At 64.4% G+C, this 17244-nt stretch carries 13 protein-coding genes; 6 read left to right on the top strand and 7 right to left on the bottom strand.

Going from position 1 to position 17244, the window contains the following annotated elements:
- The first annotated feature begins 342 nt into the window (after window positions 1–342).
- A complete protein-coding gene (locus DOM57_RS14025) occupies window positions 343–1182 on the top strand; it encodes a mechanosensitive ion channel family protein (RefSeq protein ID WP_110649823.1) in 840 nt (279 codons plus the stop codon).
- A gap of 32 nt (window positions 1183–1214) precedes the next feature.
- Here DOM57_RS14025 and pqqE read toward each other — a convergent pair whose 3' ends face one another.
- The 6 genes from pqqE to DOM57_RS13995 form a co-directional block, all read right to left on the bottom strand.
- The gene (pqqE, locus tag DOM57_RS14020; protein WP_110649822.1) at window positions 1215–2333 is read right to left on the bottom strand and encodes a pyrroloquinoline quinone biosynthesis protein PqqE; all 1119 of its coding nucleotides are present in this window, start codon (window positions 2331–2333) and stop codon (window positions 1215–1217) included.
- Window positions 2330–2611, bottom strand: coding sequence for a pyrroloquinoline quinone biosynthesis peptide chaperone PqqD (gene pqqD, locus DOM57_RS14015; RefSeq protein WP_110649821.1), 282 nt, complete (start codon window positions 2609–2611; stop codon window positions 2330–2332). The genes pqqE and pqqD overlap by 4 nt, the downstream gene beginning before the upstream one ends.
- A 2-nt stretch (window positions 2612–2613) precedes the next feature.
- Complete coding sequence (gene pqqC / locus DOM57_RS14010; RefSeq protein ID WP_110649820.1) at window positions 2614–3387, bottom strand: pyrroloquinoline-quinone synthase PqqC; 774 nt, start codon at window positions 3385–3387, stop codon at window positions 2614–2616.
- Window positions 3384–4316, bottom strand: coding sequence for a pyrroloquinoline quinone biosynthesis protein PqqB (gene pqqB / locus DOM57_RS14005; RefSeq protein WP_110649819.1), 933 nt, complete (start codon window positions 4314–4316; stop codon window positions 3384–3386). The genes pqqC and pqqB overlap by 4 nt, the downstream gene beginning before the upstream one ends.
- The gene (gene pqqA / locus DOM57_RS22730; RefSeq protein ID WP_075569317.1) at window positions 4316–4393 is read right to left on the bottom strand and encodes a pyrroloquinoline quinone precursor peptide PqqA; all 78 of its coding nucleotides are present in this window, start codon (window positions 4391–4393) and stop codon (window positions 4316–4318) included. Before pqqA ends, pqqB begins: the two co-directional genes overlap by 1 nt.
- Window positions 4394–4486: 93 nt before the next feature.
- The gene (locus DOM57_RS13995) at window positions 4487–6445 is read right to left on the bottom strand and encodes a DEAD/DEAH box helicase (protein WP_110649818.1); all 1959 of its coding nucleotides are present in this window, start codon (window positions 6443–6445) and stop codon (window positions 4487–4489) included.
- 204 nt (window positions 6446–6649) lie between these two features.
- Here DOM57_RS13995 and DOM57_RS13990 point away from each other — a divergent pair, with 204 nt between their 5' ends.
- Genes DOM57_RS13990 through DOM57_RS13980 form a run of 3 tightly spaced genes read left to right on the top strand, consistent with a single transcriptional unit; the run spans window position 6650 to window position 8948 of the window.
- Window positions 6650–7063, top strand: a complete 414-nt coding sequence (locus DOM57_RS13990; RefSeq protein ID WP_162619544.1) for a hypothetical protein — start codon at window positions 6650–6652, stop codon at window positions 7061–7063.
- 37 nt (window positions 7064–7100) lie between these two features.
- Entirely contained in the window at window positions 7101–7415 is a 315-nt protein-coding gene (locus DOM57_RS13985) for a putative quinol monooxygenase (RefSeq protein WP_110649816.1), read from the top strand.
- A 12-nt stretch (window positions 7416–7427) separates the two neighbouring features.
- On the top strand, window positions 7428–8948 hold the full coding sequence (locus DOM57_RS13980; protein ID WP_110649815.1) for an HAL/PAL/TAL family ammonia-lyase: 1521 nt from the start codon (window positions 7428–7430) through the stop codon (window positions 8946–8948).
- Window positions 8949–9378: 430 nt separating this feature from the next.
- On the opposite strand, the gene purL is transcribed toward DOM57_RS13980, so the two are convergent.
- Window positions 9379–13347 carry a phosphoribosylformylglycinamidine synthase gene (gene purL, locus DOM57_RS13975; protein WP_110649814.1) on the bottom strand — a complete coding sequence of 1323 codons (3969 nt, stop codon included), beginning with the start codon at window positions 13345–13347 and terminating at the stop codon, window positions 9379–9381.
- A gap of 364 nt (window positions 13348–13711) precedes the next feature.
- Between purL and mltF the strand changes: the two genes are divergently transcribed.
- Both mltF and DOM57_RS13965 read left to right on the top strand, forming a co-directional pair.
- Window positions 13712–15163, top strand: a complete 1452-nt coding sequence (mltF, locus tag DOM57_RS13970) for a membrane-bound lytic murein transglycosylase MltF (RefSeq protein WP_110649813.1) — start codon at window positions 13712–13714, stop codon at window positions 15161–15163.
- A gap of 46 nt (window positions 15164–15209) precedes the next feature.
- Entirely contained in the window at window positions 15210–17168 is a 1959-nt protein-coding gene (locus tag DOM57_RS13965) for a sensor domain-containing diguanylate cyclase (protein WP_110649812.1), read from the top strand.
- Window positions 17169–17244: the final 76 nt, after the last annotated feature.

The raw sequence follows: 17244 nt of genomic DNA, 5'->3' as shown, positions 1-17244 counted from the left end.
CCTACGCAGCGCCAGAGCAGACATTCCAAAGCCGCCGCAAAACGCAACTTCCTTAGGGAAACGCTGAATAAATCGGCGAGCAGGATGAAGTGGGCGGCACTCCGTCGCAAGGCGCACGGAGCNNACCGCGCAACGAAGCCCATTCGCCTGCGCAGACATTCATGCAGTGTTTCCTTAGCACTCCATGCGTGAAAAGGTGAATTTCCATGCCGGAACCGCCACGGCGGATACAAATCGGCGGCGTCCTGAAGATATAATTCGTCAATAACACAGATCAGGTTTTCAAATGTCACTTTTGTATTGACGGGAGTCCTGTCCCCCTCGTGCTCAGAAGGAGTTTTCATGGAGAATCTGTTGACCGGCGATGGTCAATTCGCTCAGTTGGCCCAGATGGCTTACGGCATGGTCATGACCTATGCGCCGAAAGTGATACTGGCGATCATTACCCTGGTCGTCGGGCTATGGCTGATCAATCGTTTCGTGGCCGTGCTGCGGTCCCGGCTGGGAAGCAAGGACCCGACGCTGGGTCAGTTCCTGTGCGGTCTGACCAGCATTACCCTGAAGATCATGCTGCTGATTTCGGTGGCGTCGATGGTCGGCATCGCCACCACCTCCTTCGTCGCCGTCGTCGGTGCCGCCGGCCTGGCCATCGGTCTCGCGCTGCAAGGCAGCCTGGCGAACTTCGCCGGTGGCGTGCTGATCCTGCTGTTCAAGCCCTTCAAGGTCGGCGACGCGATCGATGCCCAGGGCTATCTCGGCAGCGTTGCCGAGATCCAGATTCTCTATACCATTCTCAACACCTTCGACAATCAGCGCATCATCATCCCCAACGGTAGCTTGGCCAACGCCAGCATCACCAACTTGAGCGCCTATCCGACGCGCCGTTGCGACATGACCATCGGAATCGGCTACGGCGACGACATCGATCACGCCAAGGCCATCATCAAGCGCCTGATCGGTGAGGACCCGCGTACCCTCAAGGATCCCGAGCCCATGATCGTGGTGGGAGCGCTGGGCGAAAGTTCCATCGATCTGACCGTGCGCGTGTGGACCAGTGCCGCCGATCTCTGGCCCTATCACTGGGATATGCTGGAAAAGGTGAAGAAAGCCTTCGATGCCGAAGGCGTCTCCATCCCCTTCCCCCAGCGCGACGTGCATCTCTACGAAACCAAGCAGGGTTGATGTCGCTATGGCCCGGTCATGGCCGGGCCAGTTCAGACCTGTAAGCGTGAGAATCGCCGATAAGTGAAATCGTCGTCGCGCTGAGAGTCGACGATCGCCAGCGTCTGGATCTCGTCATGATAGGGCGAGCGCTCGCAGACCGGGTCCATCTGGCGGGCGTCGCCGGTCAGCATCAACGCCTGGCAACGGCACCCGCCCCAATCGATTTCACGGCGCTCGCAACTCTGGCAGGCATCGGGCATCCAGGCGGTGCCACGAAAGGCGTTGAACGCCGGGCTGTGTTGCCAGATATCGCCGAGCGCACGGTCGCGCACGCTCCAGAATTCGAGCCCGGGAATGGTCTCGGCGGCGTGACAGGGCAGTACCTTGCCAGAGGGAGAGACGTTCAACGACTGCCGCCCCCAGCCGTTCATGCACGGCTTGGGCAGGCGGGCGTAATAGTCCGGCACCACGGCGTCGATCACCAGCTTGCCTTTCAGCCTTTCCCGCGCCGCTTCCACCTCGTCGAGCGCCCGCATCACCTGATCGCGCGGCGGCATCAGCGCGCCCCGGTTCTCCAGCGCCCAACCGTAGTACTGCGCATGTGCGATCTCCAGCCGGTGCGCGCCGAGTTCCAGCGCCAGTTCGACCAGATCGGGAATCTGGTGCAGGTTGGCGCGGTGAATCACGCTGTTGAGCGTCAGTGGCAACCCGGCGTCGACCACCTCGCGGGCAAAGGCGCGCTTCTTCTCGAACGCGCCGGGCAGGTTGGCGATGCGGTCGTTGACCTCGGCCGTGGCGCCCTGCACCGAAAGCTGGACATGGTCCAGTCCGGCATCCGCCAGGGCATCGAGGCGTGGGCGAGAGATGTTGACTCCGGCGGTGATCAGGTTGGAATAGAGGCCGCTCTCGGCGCAGCCCGCCACCAGCGCCTCGAGATCCGCTCGCGCCGCCGGCTCGCCACCGGAGAGATGCACCTGCAACACGCCCAGGTCGGCGGCTTCGCGAAACACCCGCTGCCAACTCTCGGTGTCGAGCTCGTCGCGCTTGCGCGTGAGTTCCACGGGATTGGAACAATAAGGGCACTGCAGCGGACAGCGATGGGTCAGTTCCGCCAGCATGCCGAGGGGCGGCGGCTGTTGCGCCTCGAACGTTTCCCGCGCGGCGCTCATGCCATTTCCAGCACGTTCTTGGCGATCAGATCGCTCAACATGGCACGCACGTCGACCGATATGCGTTCCCGCGGCGCGTCGAAGGCCTGGGCCAGGTCGTCGACGATGGCGGCGATATCGCGCCGGCCATCGACACGCGTGAGGACTTGCACGGCGATCGCATCGAGTTGAAAGACCCGCTCCGGCGCCAGCAGCACCCAGCCGCCACGAGCCTTGTCCTCGCGCAGGCGTACGCCGCGCGGCAGGCGCACCACGTCGCTTTCATCAGGTTCGACCATTGTCAGCTCCCCTCGCCATCCCAGGCACCCGGCGGCACCTGGCCCGATGAATTCGAGCCGGAGCCGACGTAGGCGTGCTGGAGCGCGTCGAGCATTGCCCACAGCACGCTGCACTTGAAACGCAGCGCATCGATCACCGCCTGCTGCTGGTCGGCCCGCAGCGCATGGCGCTTGACGTAGTCGAGCGCCATTTCGGCATCCCGCGGCGCCTGGATCAGGCGCGGCTCGAAGTAGGCCAGCGTCTCGCGGGAGACGAAATCATAGTGTTCGAGCATGCCGCGCACGCGCTGGCCGATCACCATCGGCGAGAACAGTTCGGTCAGCGACGAGGCGATCGCTTCGAGCAAGGTGCGATCGCGCACGAAATGGGTATAGGCTTCCACCGCGAAACGGGTCGCCGGCAGGATCATGCGAGTGGAGACGACCATCTCGCGGTCGAGCCCCAGGCCATCGGTCAGCTTGAGCCAGCGCTCGATACCGCCCTCGCCCGGCGCCTCGCCGTCGTGGTCGACCAGCCGCGAGCGCCAGATCCGGCGCAGGTCCGGGTCGTCGAGCCGCGCGATCAGCGAGGCATCCTTGATCGGAATCATCGCCTGATAGTAATAACGGTTGAGCGCCCAGGCCTGGACCTGGCGCTTATCGAGCTCGCCGTTCTGCAGCATCAGTTGAAACGGATGCCGATGGTGATAACGGGTCTCGCCGACCTCGCGCAGGCGCGCTTCCAGCGCCTCGACGCTCAACGGCTCGACGAGATCCGGATGATTCTCGAAGTTCAACAGCTCGACTCCATACCGTCGAAGGCGATCTCCCAGCCGGCGCGCTCGGCCGCCTGGCGCTCGGGAGAGCCGTCGATCAACACCGGATTGGTGTTGTTGATATGCACGTAGACCCGCCGGCCCAGCGAGAGTTCGGCCAGCGCGGCGATGCTGCCATCGTCGCCGGACATCGACATGTGGCCCATGCGCCGCCCGGTCTTGACGCCGACGCCGGCGGCGATCATCTCGTCGTCGCGCCACAGGGTGCCGTCGAACAGCAGCAGATCGGCGCCATCCAGGCGCGCGGCCAATCGAGGCGTCATCGCCGCGCAGCCGGGAATGTAATAGGCGCGCTTGTCGCCGTGAAGGAGTTCCACGCCGACGGTACTCTCGCCCTCGACACCGATCTCGACCCGGTCGCCCTCGAGATAGAGCGCGGCCTTGCCGGGCACCGCAAACAGTCGCGCCCGGAGTCCGTCGAGCAGCTCGAACGGTTGGTCCAGCGCGACCGGCTCACGACTGACGTATTCGGGATTGAGCACATCGAAGATGGGATTGTCTTTCAGCACGTCGTGAATCATTGGCGTGGCCAGCAGCCGGTAAGGCGAACTCTCGCGCAGGCTCAACAAGCCACCGATATGATCGACGTCGGCGTTGGTCAGCAGAATCGAGCCGATTGGCGTGTGGCGGCTGCCGTGTCGCGGATGCAGCGCCGGGGTCTGACGAATCTGGTACAGAACGTCGGGTGCGCAGTTGATCAGCGCCCAGTGTTCGCCATCGACGCTGACGGCGATGGAGGACTGAGTCCGCGGGGTGACGCGAGGGTCGCCCTCCCAGACCAGGCGACATACATCGCAGCGGCAGTTCCATTGAGGCGAACCGCCACCGGCGGCCGCCCCCAGTACGCGCAGCTGCAGTGTGGCCGCCGCATGCGCGTCTTCATTGCTCATCAAAATTCAGCGGGCATGTAGTCGTTGATTTCCATGCCGACGCAGATTTCCTTCACTTCCGGGGTCGTCCAGCTCATGGGTGGCTCCTTGCATTCCAGGTTGGTGAATACGCTCGGATGAGCGCAGCCCCCATTCTAGTCAAACTCATCTCATCCACCGCAACAAATTCGTTAGTTTGTGAACGACTTTTCTTCGTCACCGGCAGCCGCCGCCTTGCGATAGCGTCCCGTGTAGTCGAACAGTTTCTCGCCGATCCGCCAGTGGCGCCCCGTTCTGCGCGCGATGACGAAATCCGGCGAACGCAGCCGGCCCGCTTCACGCTCGGCTTCCTCCGCCGACGCCGGCTGCCAGCCGCTTCCCGGCGCGCGCAGATGCTGGCGTAGAAAGACCCGCTCGAAGACATGCCGCTGGGCCGGCGTCTCCAGGCCGAACCACTCATCCAGGGTGTCGCCGTCCTCGTCGTGATAGATCACCTTGAGCCGGGGAACGCCACGCCCGTTGGTGGTCGCCTGGAGCTGCATGCCGCTGACCCTCAGCACCTTGGCATGCTTGAGCTTGAGCGCGTCGCGCAATTTGTCGTCGGGATCGACCAGGCGTTCGCCACAGTCACCGCAGGCGCGAGCGGCGATGTCGTTCTCGCCGCCGCACTGCTCGCACACATTGAAGCGGAACCGAAACGTACATTGTCGGCCCTCCAGGGCGCCCGAAGCCGCGCCTTGCTTTCTACTGGCGCCCGAAGCCGCGCCGGCATCCGCTTCCCTCGTCAGGTTTGGTCTTTCGCCTTTCGCGCGGGGTTGGGCGCGATAGAGAGAGCCGCGTGTAGATAGCACCAGCCCCTGGCAACGGCGCCCGTGATGCTCGATGACCCGCTCGCCATCGCGCTTGCCCCAGAAAGTGTTGGCGAAGCCACACTCCGGACATTCGACCTGCACCGGCTCACTATCGCTATCCGGCCTTGCCTGGGCGATCTCCGGCGCGTAGAGGTCCCAAGGATTGCCGGCATAGTCGAGAACCAGACAGTCGCGCTTGCCAGGCGACAGGCGCAGACCGCGGCCGACGATCTGCTGATAGAGGCCGACAGACTCCGTCGGCCGCAGGATCGCGATCACGTCCACATGCGGCGCGTCGAAGCCGGTGGTCAGTACCGCCACGTTGACCAGATACCTGATGTCGCGCGCCTTGAACGCCGCGATCAGCCGCTCGCGCTCCGGCCCCGACGTGGCGCCGGTGACCAGCGCGCTCTCCTCCGGGGGCAACAGCCGCAGTACCTCTTCGGCATGCGCCACGGTGGCGGCAAAGACCATCACCCCCTGGCGGTCGTGAGCCCGTTCGATCACGTCCGCGACGATCCGCGGCGTGGCACGATTGCCCCGAACGACACCATTGAGATCGCGCTCGGCGAACTGGCCGTTGCGCTGTGGCGTCAGCCGCGAGAAGTCATAGAACGCAAGCGCGCCATCGATACGCCTGGGCTCGGCGAGATAACCCTGGCGCACCATCACCCGCAGCGGCTGCTCGAACACGCAATCACGGAAGAAGGCGTCCTCCGGCCCACGCACCATACCGTGATAGTGGCGATGATAAATAAAGCCTTCGCCAAGCCGGTACGGCGTTGCCGTCAGCCCCAGCACCTTGAGATTGGGTCGCGCCTCGCGCAGCCGTGAGATCACTTTTTCGTAGGTGGAAGCGCTGCGCTGGCGATCATCGTCGACCTTTCCGGCGCCGCGGGTCAGCGCCTCTCTTGACATCGATAGGCGATGGCACTCGTCGATCACCAGCAGCGTGAAGTCGCCGCCGGCAAAAACATCCAGCCCGTTGACCACCGACTGCACCGAACCGAACACCACCTGGCGCCCGCTCTCCTTGCGTCCCAGTCCGGCACTGAAGATGTCCGCCTCCAGCCCATAGGCGAGATACTTGGCGTGATTCTGTTCCACCAATTCACGTACGTGGGCCAATACCAGCACCCGGCCACGGGCACGCCGCGCGAGTTCGGCAATCACCAGCGACTTGCCGCTGCCGGTGGGCAACACCACCACGGCGGGATCGTCGCCCGCGCGAAAATGCGCGACGACGTTATCGACGGCCTGGTTCTGGTAAGGACGGAGTTGAGGTACGGCGTGCGGCATGGGCGCATGGTACGCAGATTGTGGCGAGGCGGAAATGCCTTGGCGGTTTCGATCATGGATGCCCGTTCCGCCCTGGATGCCACGATCCTCCAGCCCGATACGCTATCGGTGGGCATCGATTCCTGACCCGGCCGGTGGGCCTGGCTTACAATGAAGGCAGTCGGCGCCATGGCGCCAGAGATTCGCATTGCCCGGAGCGCCATCATGCAAGCCAATACCCCGTTGGAACGCTACATCGAACAGCTGCGCGCGATGGAGATCGATATCGAAGCGATGGATACCCACGCCGCGCGCATCCGTCAGGACGACCTGGAGTTCGTGCTGGTCGTCGCCGCCGATGAACCGGCCTTCTTCCAACTGATGCTGCCGGGCGTCTGGCAGACAGCCGCCGCAACCCACCGCAGCCAGTTACTGGAAACCGCCAACGATGTGATGAATACCATCAAGGCGGCCAAACTGGTGGTGCACAATGAAGCCGTTCATGTCAGTGTCGAACAGTTCGTCGAAGGCCCCGATCAGGGCGTGGCGCTGGTTCCCGGCATGCTGGAACTGCTCAAGAGCGCCGTCGCCGAATTCCAGGAACGCCTCGGCATGGGCGAGGCGCCACGCGTACATTGAAACTTGCGACTTCACTTCCCTCGAACAGGAGAGCGTCATGGCCGAGACCAAACACTTCGTGGTTATCGCCGAGTTCCATATCAAACCGGGCCAGGTACCGGCCTTTCTCGCCCTGGCGCATAACGATGCCAGCGAGTCGCTGGCCAACGAGGAGGGCTGCCTGGCCTTCGACGTGCTGACGCCGGAAGGCAGCGAAGATCTGGTCGTGCTCCATGAGGTCTATCGCGATCGCGCGGCCTTCGAGCATCACATGCAGATGCCTCACTACCCGCCGTTCAAGGAAGGCACGGCACCGCTGCTGGCCAGCGAGCCGAGCGTACGCTTCTTCTATACCGCCCAGCGCCCGGCGTAGCGGATTTTCTCCATGCCCCATCATGAACCAGTCGTCTTCGGCCAGGCACCGCTCCCGCTGGAGTCGGTGGTCGCGCTGGCCGAGCGTCGGGCCGATTCTCGACTCGACGATGATCCCGGATGGCAGGCGCGGATTCGCCGGGGAGCGGCGGTGGTCGATGGCCTGCTCGATCGCGAAGGCCAGGTCTACGGCATCACCACCGGTTACGGCGACTCCTGCGTCACCGCCGTGCCGCTGTCCCAGGTCGAGGCGCTGCCGCGCCAGCTCTATACGTTCCACGGTTGCGGCCTGGGCCGGTTTCTCGACGCCCAGGGGGCCCGGGCGGTGCTTGCCACTCGGCTGCAGTCGCTGTGCCAGGGCGTTTCCGGCGTACGCCTGGAACTGCTCGAGCGGCTGCACGCCTGTCTCCGGGAAGACCTGTTGCCACGCATTCCCGAAGAAGGATCGGTAGGCGCCAGCGGCGACCTGACGCCGCTTTCGTATGTCGCCGCGATGCTGTGTGGCGAACGCGAGGTCATCTGGCAGGGGCGCGTCCGCCAGGCGTCGGAGGTCCACACCGCGCTCGGCTGGGAGCCGCTGACCCTGCGCCCCAAGGAAGCCCTGGCGCTGATGAACGGCACCGCGGTGATGACCGCCCTGGCCTGCCAGGCTTTCATGCGTGCGGCGTACCTGCTCAAGCTGGCGACCCGCATCACCGCGCTCAACATGGTCGCCCTGCGCGGCAATCCCGCTCACTTCGATGCCCGCCTGTTCGCGGCCAAGCCGCATCCGGGTCAGTGCCGCATCGCCGCCTGGCTGCGCCAGGATCTGCAAGCGGACGACGCCCGGCCCCGACAGCGCCTGCAGGATCGCTACTCGCTGCGCTGTGCACCCCATGTGCTGGGCGTATTGGCGGATAGCCTCGGCTGGCTGCGCGGTTTCATCGAGACCGAACTCAACAGCGCCAACGACAATCCGCTGATCGATCCCGAAATCGGCGACGTGATGCACGGCGGCCACTTCTACGGCGGCCACATCGCCTTCGCCATGGACAGCCTCAAGACCCTGACCGCCAACGTCGCCGATCTGCTCGACCGCCAACTCGCGCTGCTGGTCGACAGTCGCTACAACCACGGCCTGCCGAGCAACCTCTCCGGCGCGCCGGCGGACCGCGCGATGATCAATCACGGCTTCAAGGCGGTACAGATCGGCGCCTCGGCATGGGCCGCCGAGGCGCTCAAGGGCACGATGCCCGCCAGCGTCTTCTCCCGCTCCACCGAGTGCCACAACCAGGACAAGGTCAGCATGGGCACCATCGCCGCCCGCGACGCCCTGCGCGTGCTCGAACTCACCGAACAGGTCGCCGCCGCGGCGCTGCTCGCCGGACTGCAAGGCGTTTACCTGCGCGGCGACCCCCTTCCCGCCCCGCTTGCCGAGATGGTCGACACGCTGCGCGAAGACTTCGCCCCGGTGACCGAGGACCGCGCACTGGATGGCGAACTCAGACTCTGCCTGGAGCGGATTCGGGCGCGATACTGGACGCTTTATGGATAAGCGTTTCAGCATCATTTCTTGATGATAGCGATGAGGCTGGGCGAATCGGTGATGGTGAAGGTCTCCACCCCAATGACGCCTATTCAGGACGATACCGAACGATGAGCATCCAAACCGGGGCGCGCGACATGGATGTCGCGCGAGGCGCGTTGGGACAGGGATGTCCCTAGGCGCCGACCCGAGTTTGGTGCTCAGACGTTCGGGACTTCATCGTTCTGTGGCGTCAAAAAGGGGAGCGCGAGGGGCTTGCCCCTCGTAATAACGTGCATAAGGGCAGTAAAAGCGCCATCAGTCGTAACCTCGCCAAGATAGAGCCAACCGCCCAGCCAGGCGCTCATAAAAAAACCGGCTTGCGCAAGGGTATAGAACCCACGGCAAGCCGGTTTCCATTGTCACGCCACAACGCTGGCGCCAATCGTCCCTGCAATAATCAGTCGACCCAGACGCGGGCATTGCGGAACAACCGCATCCAGGCGCCATCCCGCCTCCACTCCGGCGGGCGCCAGGAGTTGGTCACCGCGCGGGCGACGCGCTCCGGGTGCGGCATCATGACGGTAACGCGACCATCCGGCGTTGTCAGCCCGGTGATACCGGCTGGCGAGCCATTGGGGTTGGCCGGGTAGCGCGTGGTCACCTGGCCTTCGTTGTCGATGTAGCGCAGGGCGATCTGGCCGTTGGACTGCATGCTGCGCAGGTGACCGCCATCCTCGAACAGCGCGCGGCCTTCGCCATGAGCGACCGCGATCGGCAACGTCGAACCGGCCATGCCGGCGAGCAGAATCGACGGGCTCTCCTCGACCTGGACCATCGACACCCGGGCCTCGAACTGCTCGGAGCCGTTGCGCACGAAGCGCGGCCAGCGCTCGGCGCCGGGAATCAGCTCCTTGAGTTGCGAGAACATCTGACAACCGTTGCAGACGCCGAGACCGAAGGTGTCCTGGCGCGCGAAGAAGGCGGCGAACTGGTCGCGCGCGCGGGCGTTGTAGAGCGCCGACTTGGCCCAGCCGCCGCCGGCGCCGAGCACATCGCCGTAGGAGAAGCCGCCGCAGCCGACCAGGCCTTTCATGTCATCCAGCGTGATGCGCCCTGCGATGATGTCGCTCATGTGCACGTCGACCGCCTCGAAGCCGGCATGGTCGAACGCGGCGGCCATCTCGAAGTGGCCGTTGACGCCCTGCTCGCGCAGGATCGCCACCCGCGGGCGCACGCCACGCTGAATGTAGGGCGCGGCGATATCCTCGTCGACGTCGAAGGTCGGATTGGCCGAGAGCCCCGGATCGCGCAGGTTGAGCAGGCCGTCGAACTCGCTCTTGGCCGCTTCGGGATTGTCGCGCAGCGCCTGCATGCGGTAGCTGGTTTCCGACCAGGTGCGCTGGGTGATGGCACGGGTCGTCTCCAGCAACGGCTCCTCGAACAGCGTCACCCGGACCTGGTCGTCGTAGCGCGGGCGGGCGATCACGCCACAGGTCTCGATGCCGGCGGCGGCGAACTGGGCAAGCACGAACTCGGTATCCTGGCGATTGACCTGGATCACCGCGCCCAGCTCCTCGGCGAACAGCGCGTCGACCGCGCCGGTGGCGTCGTCGATCAGCCAGTCGAGCTTGATCTCGAGTCCGCCATGACCGGCGAAGGCCATCTCCAGCAGGGTCACGATCAGGCCGCCATCGCTGCGGTCGTGATAGGCGAGCAGCTTGCCGTCGGCATTGAGTCCCTGGATCACGTTGAAGAAGGCGACCAGATCCTCGGCGTCGTCGAGATCCGGGCAGACGTTGCCGACCTGGCCGTAGACCTGCGCCAGCGCCGAGCCGCCGAGACGGTTCTGGCCACGGCCGAGATCAATCAGGATCAGATCGCTCTCGTCCTGATCGAGCCGCAGCTGCGGCGTGAGCGTGCGCAGCGCATCGGTGACCGGTGCGAAGCCGGTGACATTCAGGGTCAGCGGCGCGGTGACGCTCTTGTCGTCTTGCGCCTCCCCTTCTTCTCCGGTGGCCTGCCAGGCGGTGCGCATGGACATGGAGTCCTTGCCCACCGGCACGGCGATGCCCAGCGCCGGGCACAGCTCCATGCCGACGGCATGAACGGCGTCGAAGAGCGCCTGGTTCTCGCCGACGTGGTCGGCGGCACTCATCCAGTTGGCGGAGAGCTTGATGTCGGAAAGCTTTTCGATCGGCGCCGCGGCCAGGTTGGTGATCGCTTCTGCCACCGCCAGTCGGGCGCTGGCGGCCGGTTCGATCAGCGCCACCGGCGGCCGCTCGCCCATCGCCATCGCTTCGCCGGCGTGGGTGTCGAAGCTAGCCGTGGTCACCGCGCAGTCGGCCACCGGCACCTGCCACGGTCCGACCATCTGGTCACGCGCGACCAGGCCGGTGATCGAGCGGTCGCCGATGGTGATCAAGAAACTCTTGGACGCTACGGTCGGCAGGCGCAGCACACGATCCAGCGCCTCGCGCAGGTCGAGATTGTCGAGCCCCAGCCCGGGCAGGCTGAGCGTATGACGATCGAAGCTGCGCTGCATCTTGGGCGGCTTGCCGAACAGCACGCTCATCGGCAGGTCGACCGGGTCGGCCTCGAAATGACCGTCGCGCACGGCCAGATGGTGCGCTTCGGTGGCTTCGCCGACCACCGCGTAGGGGCAGCGCTCGCGGGCACAGATGGCATCGAACGCCTCGAGCTGCTCGGGCGAGACCGCCAGCACGTAACGCTCCTGCGCTTCATTGCACCAGATTTCCAGCGGGCTCATGCCCGGCTCGACGTTGGGCACCGCGCGCAGATCGAACAGCCCGCCGCGACCGCCGTCCTTGACCAGTTCCGGCAGCGCGTTGGAGAGTCCGCCGGCGCCGACGTCGTGGATGAAGGCGATGGGATTGGACTCGCCGAGCGCCCAGCAGCGGTCGATCACTTCCTGGGCGCGACGCTCGATCTCGGGATTGCCACGCTGCACCGAGGCGAAGTCGAGATCCTCGCTGGAGGCGCCGGAGGCCATCGACGAAGCGGCACCGCCGCCGAGACCGATCAGCATCGCCGGGCCGCCCATCACGATCAGCTTGGCGCCAACCGGGATCTCGCCCTTGAGCACATGCTCGCCGCGCACGTTGCCATAGCCGCCGGCGATCATTACCGGCTTGTGATAGCCACGGCGCTCGATACCGCCGGCACCGACGGCATCGAGCTCGAAGGTGCGGAAGTAGCCGTTGAGGTTGGGGCGGCCGAACTCGTTGTTGAAAGCGGCGCCGCCGATCGGCCCCTCGAGCATGATGTCGAGCGCCGACTGGATGCGCTCCGGCTTGCCGTAGTCGAAGGCTTCCCACGGCTGCACGAACTCGGGGATGCGCAGGTTGGAGACGGTGAAACCGGTCAGCCCCGCCTTGGGCTTGCCGCCGCGTCCGGTGGCGCCCTCGTCGCGGATTTCGCCACCGGCGCCGGTGGCTGCGCCCGGGTGCGGGGCGATCGCCGTCGGGTGATTGTGGGTCTCCACCTTCATCAGGATATGGATCGGCTCGTCGGCGGCGCCGTAGACCTGGGTCTCGGGAGACGGGAAGAAACGCCCCGCGCTGGTTCCCTCGATGATCGCGGCATTGTCGCTGTAGGCGGAGAGCACCTTGTCGCTCGATTGCTCGAAAGTGTTCTTGATCATCTTGAACAGCGAGTGGCTCTGTACCTCGCCGTCGATCACCCAGTCGGCGTTGAAGATCTTGTGGCGGCAATGCTCGGAGTTGGCCTGGGCGAACATCATCAGCTCGACGTCGGTCGGATTGCGTCCGAGCTCCTTGAAGGCGCCGACCAGATAGTCGATCTCATCCTCGGCCAGGGCGAGACCCAGCTCGGCGTTGGCGGTTGCCAACGCCGGGCGGCCGCCACCGAGCACGTCGACCGTCGCCAGCGGCGTCGGCGCATGATGCGCGAACAGCTTGGCGGCATCGCTCGAATCGAACAGCACGGTTTCGGTCATCCGGTCGTGCAGGCGGGCGACCAGCGCGCTGTAGGCCTCGGCGCCCGGGGCATTCTTGAGCGTCACCCGATAGGCGATGCCGCGTTCGATACGCTCGATCCGCGACAGACCGCAGTTATGCGCGATATCGGTGGCCTTGGAAGACCACGGGGAGATGGTGCCGATGCGCGGCACGACCAGGAACAGGTGGCCGTCCCGGGCCACCTCGCCTTCGGACTCGGCCCCCCGGCCTTCGAAACCCTGGGCTTCGAAACCCTGGGTTTCAAAACCATAGTCCAGCAGCCGGTCGAGGACCTGGCGGGCGGCGGCGTCGAGTTCACCGTTGTGATCGATGAAATGGACGTAGTGCGCCTTGAGGGTGTCGACTTCGGGTACGACGGCGCGCAGATCGGCGAGCAGTTTGGCGTGACGGAATGCAGATAGCGCGGGAGCGCCTTGCAATTCGAGCATGGCGGTGAAAGCCTCCAGGACGGTCGAGGATCGCGGGTCTTGGCAGCGACTCGGTGATGACGGGACACCGCGATGCCGGGATCAGGGCGCCATGATACTGGAAAGCGACGGCAGTCGCTAAGGAGACTCTGATTGACTGCTGCGACGTGAATCAGAACCTCCCCAAACCGGGACATTGGAAGCCGCGGCGACCGCAACCCATGATACAAAAAATTACCTTTAACAATCAACTGGTTTACGTTCTTCTTACAACTTAAAGCTTCTGGATTAAGACGATTCCGCTCACAGCGCCTGGCGAAGCCGGGTTGGCAGCAATGCCCGGGGCGGCTATGGTGTGACCTCACGCCGTTATCGATCCCATTGCATGTCCAATCTCCCGACGCGCCTGCGTGTCGCGTTGACAGTACTGCTGGCCCTGGCGACGCTCGTGTGTCCGGCAGAGTTGTCGATGCGCTTCAGCGACGGACTCGACCCGATTCGCAAACGCGATTTTCTGCAGGTGGCGACCCGCAACGGCCCCATCACCTTCTATGAAGGCGGGCATGGACCCACCGGCTTCGAGTACGAGCTGATGCGCCGCTTCGCCCGTTCGCTGGACGTCAGCCTGGCAGTGAAGAACGACGCCAGCATCAACGGCGTGCTCGAGGACGTGCGCAGTGGCCAGGCCGATATGGGCGCGGCCGCGCTGGCGCTCGATCTCGGCCAGCCGGGCATCCGCTACAGCCAGCCGATTCTGGAACTGCAGCCGCTGGTGGTCTATCGCCGCGGCCTGCCACCGGTGCGTACGCTGGATGATCTGGTCGGCCTGCGCATCGGGGTGATTGCCGGCTCCGGCAACGCCGGGGCACTGCGATCGCAGCAGGAAAGCCTGCCGGAGCTGGGCTGGCGCGAGGCGGACGGTTTGACCATCGCCGATCTGATGGAGATGGTCGAACGCGACGACCTCGACGCTGCCGTCGTCTATAGCCATCAATTCAAGCTCAACCGGCTGTTCTTCCCCGATGTCGAACGCGGCTTTGCCCTGGGCAACCCCCTGAGCCTGGCTTGGGCCTTCGCTGCCGATACCCCGCTGGATCTGCTCGACGCCACCAATGCCTTTCTCGAAGAGCAGCGGCGCAGCGGTGAACTCGATGAGTTGATCGCGCGCTACTTCGGTCACGACGACTATCTGGAATACGTCGGCGCGCGACTGTTCATTCATCATGTCGGCAGCCGGTTGCCGCGCTTCGTGCCCTATTTCAAGGAGGCGGCGCGAGAAACCGGGTTCGACTGGCGGCTGCTCGCCGCGCTGGGCTATCAGGAATCGCACTGGGAGGCCGACGCCACCTCCCCGACCGGCGTGCGCGGACTGATGATGCTGACCCGCCCCACCGCCGACGAGGTCGGCATCGACGATCGCCTCGATCCGCGCCAGAGCGTCGACGGCGGCGCGCGTTATCTGGCCCACGTCAAGCAGCGCCTGGCCGCTGACATTCCCGAGCCCGACCGCACCTGGATGGCCCTGGCGGCCTATAACGTCGGCCTCGGGCATCTGTTCGACGCTCAGGAGATCGCCCGTCTGCGCGGCGGCGACCCCAAGCGCTGGGCGGATGTGCGCGAGTCGCTGCCGCTACTGCAAAAACGCGAATGGTATTCCCAGGTCCGGCACGGTTACGCTCGCGGCGGCGAGCCGGTAATCTACGTGCGTAATATCCGTCGTTATTATGAGATATTGAAGTACGTGAACCATAGCCAGCAGCAGTTCAATCAACTGGGCGAGCGCGATCTCGACTCGGACGACCTGGCACCTTTCGAGGTCGTAGCGCCGATACTGTGAGTTGGCGGTGTGTGTTGGCGAAAGTACCGAGGAGAACAATAACCCCATGCCGCTGGCGTCACGCTTTGCACTCTATCTGGCATTGCCGGCCCTGCTTCTGGGGACTTGGCCAGATATGTCGCCAGATCAGCGCTGGGTATTGATGCCGTTGATGGGTCTGTTGTGGTTCGGCCAGCTTGCCAGCCAGCATCAGTGGATTCGCGCCAGTCGTTGGCTGTTGATACCGACCGGCCTGCTGGCACTGACGATCGTCGCCAACTTTCTCATCGCCGAGAACTGGATCACGGTCGCGGCCTGGCAGCACTGGCTCGACACATTGCCTGGCGGCTGGCTGCTCTATCATCTCCGCCCGCCGATTCTCTCCGCCTGCATGATCTTCGGACTGGCACTCAACCTGTTGTTGCTGTCGCGGCTGGGGTTGGGCTCGCCAATGCTGTTGCTGTTGATCCTGTTTTCGGGCGCCTGGTTGAGCTACCGTGCGCTGGCGCCGCTGCCGGTGCACGTCACCAGTACCGTGGTCGCACCATCAGGCGTCATCGTGGCCCTGTGGCTTTTGTGGTTATCCCAATTGCTGGATCTGCTGCCGATTCTGCGCCGCTACTGGCGGCGTATCCTGCCACCATTGACCGTGGGCGCTACGATCGCGCTGCTGGCAATGATCAGTTGGCAGGAGCAACGCCGGGCCGACGACGACCACCTTTATCGCTTGATCGCCAACGATGGCGATCGCATCGCTTCGCTGCTGGCCTCGGAGACCGACGCCCACCTCAAGGCGATGCGCCGTTTCACCAGCTTCTGGGACATGCTGGGCCATGTTCCCACCCGCTCCGAATGGGAACAGCAGGCCAAGCGATACCACGACGACTTCAGCTATTTTCGGAATATCGCCTTCATCGATTTCAGCGGCACCGTCATCCGGGTCTACCCCCGGCGTGGCAACCAGGCGCTGGTAGGTATCAATCTGTTCGACGCTCAACCGGATAATCGCGCGGCCCTGGAGCGGCCCTTGGTCTGGGGGATCGAGGGCAAGACGGGGATCGTCGACTTCCTGCAGGGCGGGCGCGGCGTGATCAGTTATCTGCCGGTCAGAAATAGCGTCAATGGTACGCTGCTCGGCGCGGTGGGCATGGTGGTCAGCATCGATACCCTGCTCAACTCGCTGCTGCTGCATACCGACAACCATGCCCAGGCAGTGACGCTAAGCGGTGTTGATCAGCTTTATTTCCATTACGGGCCCGTTGGCGATCTCGCCAACTGGCGCTACGCACAACAGGTACCGCTCGGCGCCGACCGGCTGACGCTCAGCGTCCAGCCCAGCCTCAACCGGCTGCTGGAATTGCGCAGCCGATTGCCCGAGGTAACGCTGATCTTCGGCATCCTGCTCGCCTATCTGCTGCACACGGTACTCTATATCTATCGCCGCCTGGCGCATCAGCATCGGCTGGCGAAGGCCGCCAACGATTCGCTGCGGCAGGAGATGGACAAGCGCGAACGGTTGCAGCAGGAAATGGAATGGATGGCACGTCACGACGAGCTCACCCAACTGCCCAATCGGCGCCAGTTGCTGCGCTGGATAGACGAGCAGAGCGAGCATTTGCCATTGACGCTGATGATCTGCGATCTCGATCACTTCAAGAGCGTCAACGACCATTTCGGACATCTCGAAGGCGACCGCTATCTCAAGTCACTGGCCCAGCGCTGCCGCGCTCCGGTAGAAAAGGCCGGCGGCCTGTTCGGCCGCTACGGCGGGGAGGAGTTCGTCGCTTGCCTGCCCCATTGCGATCGGGCACGGGCGGCGCTCATCGCCGACGAGCTACGCCTGGCGGTCTATCACAGCGATCTGGTTCTGCCCAACGGTCGGCCGGTGACCTTGAGCATCGGCATCAGCGTCTGCGAGAACGCCCCCGTCAATCGCGACCAGATGTTCCAGCTGGCCGACGAATCCCTTTACCGTGCCAAACAGCGCGGACGCAATCGGGTCGAACTGGCGACAGGGACGCCTTGAGTCTTCTCCGCCTCCGCAGGCTAAGGAAACACTGCATAAATGTCTGCGCAGGCGAATCGCTACGTTGCGCGGTGCT

Source organism: Salinicola peritrichatus, from assembly GCF_003206715.1.
GTDB classification, from domain to species: Bacteria; Pseudomonadota; Gammaproteobacteria; order Pseudomonadales; family Halomonadaceae; genus Salinicola; species Salinicola peritrichatus.
The sequence above is the reverse complement of the archived record's forward strand: the minus strand, read 5'-3'. Positions and strand labels throughout refer to the sequence as shown.

What these genes read in the sequence shown, in the direction of transcription:
- DOM57_RS14025 (WP_110649823.1), top strand. Translation starts at nt 343, where the DNA reads ATGGAGAATCTGTTGACCGGCGATGGTCAATTCGCTCAGTTGGCCCAG.
- pqqE (WP_110649822.1), bottom strand. Translation starts at nt 2,333, where the DNA reads ATGAGCGCCGCGCGGGAAACGTTCGAGGCGCAACAGCCGCCGCCCCTC.
- pqqD (WP_110649821.1), bottom strand. Translation starts at nt 2,611, where the DNA reads ATGGTCGAACCTGATGAAAGCGACGTGGTGCGCCTGCCGCGCGGCGTA.
- pqqB (WP_110649819.1), bottom strand. Translation starts at nt 4,316, where the DNA reads ATGAGCAATGAAGACGCGCATGCGGCGGCCACACTGCAGCTGCGCGTA.
- pqqA (WP_075569317.1), bottom strand. Translation starts at nt 4,393, where the DNA reads ATGAGCTGGACGACCCCGGAAGTGAAGGAAATCTGCGTCGGCATGGAA.
- DOM57_RS13995 (WP_110649818.1), bottom strand. Translation starts at nt 6,445, where the DNA reads ATGCCGCACGCCGTACCTCAACTCCGTCCTTACCAGAACCAGGCCGTC.
- DOM57_RS13990 (WP_162619544.1), top strand. Translation starts at nt 6,650, where the DNA reads ATGCAAGCCAATACCCCGTTGGAACGCTACATCGAACAGCTGCGCGCG.
- DOM57_RS13985 (WP_110649816.1), top strand. Translation starts at nt 7,101, where the DNA reads ATGGCCGAGACCAAACACTTCGTGGTTATCGCCGAGTTCCATATCAAA.
- DOM57_RS13980 (WP_110649815.1), top strand. Translation starts at nt 7,428, where the DNA reads ATGCCCCATCATGAACCAGTCGTCTTCGGCCAGGCACCGCTCCCGCTG.
- purL (WP_110649814.1), bottom strand. Translation starts at nt 13,347, where the DNA reads ATGCTCGAATTGCAAGGCGCTCCCGCGCTATCTGCATTCCGTCACGCC.
- mltF (WP_110649813.1), top strand. Translation starts at nt 13,712, where the DNA reads ATGTCCAATCTCCCGACGCGCCTGCGTGTCGCGTTGACAGTACTGCTG.
- DOM57_RS13965 (WP_110649812.1), top strand. Translation starts at nt 15,210, where the DNA reads ATGCCGCTGGCGTCACGCTTTGCACTCTATCTGGCATTGCCGGCCCTG.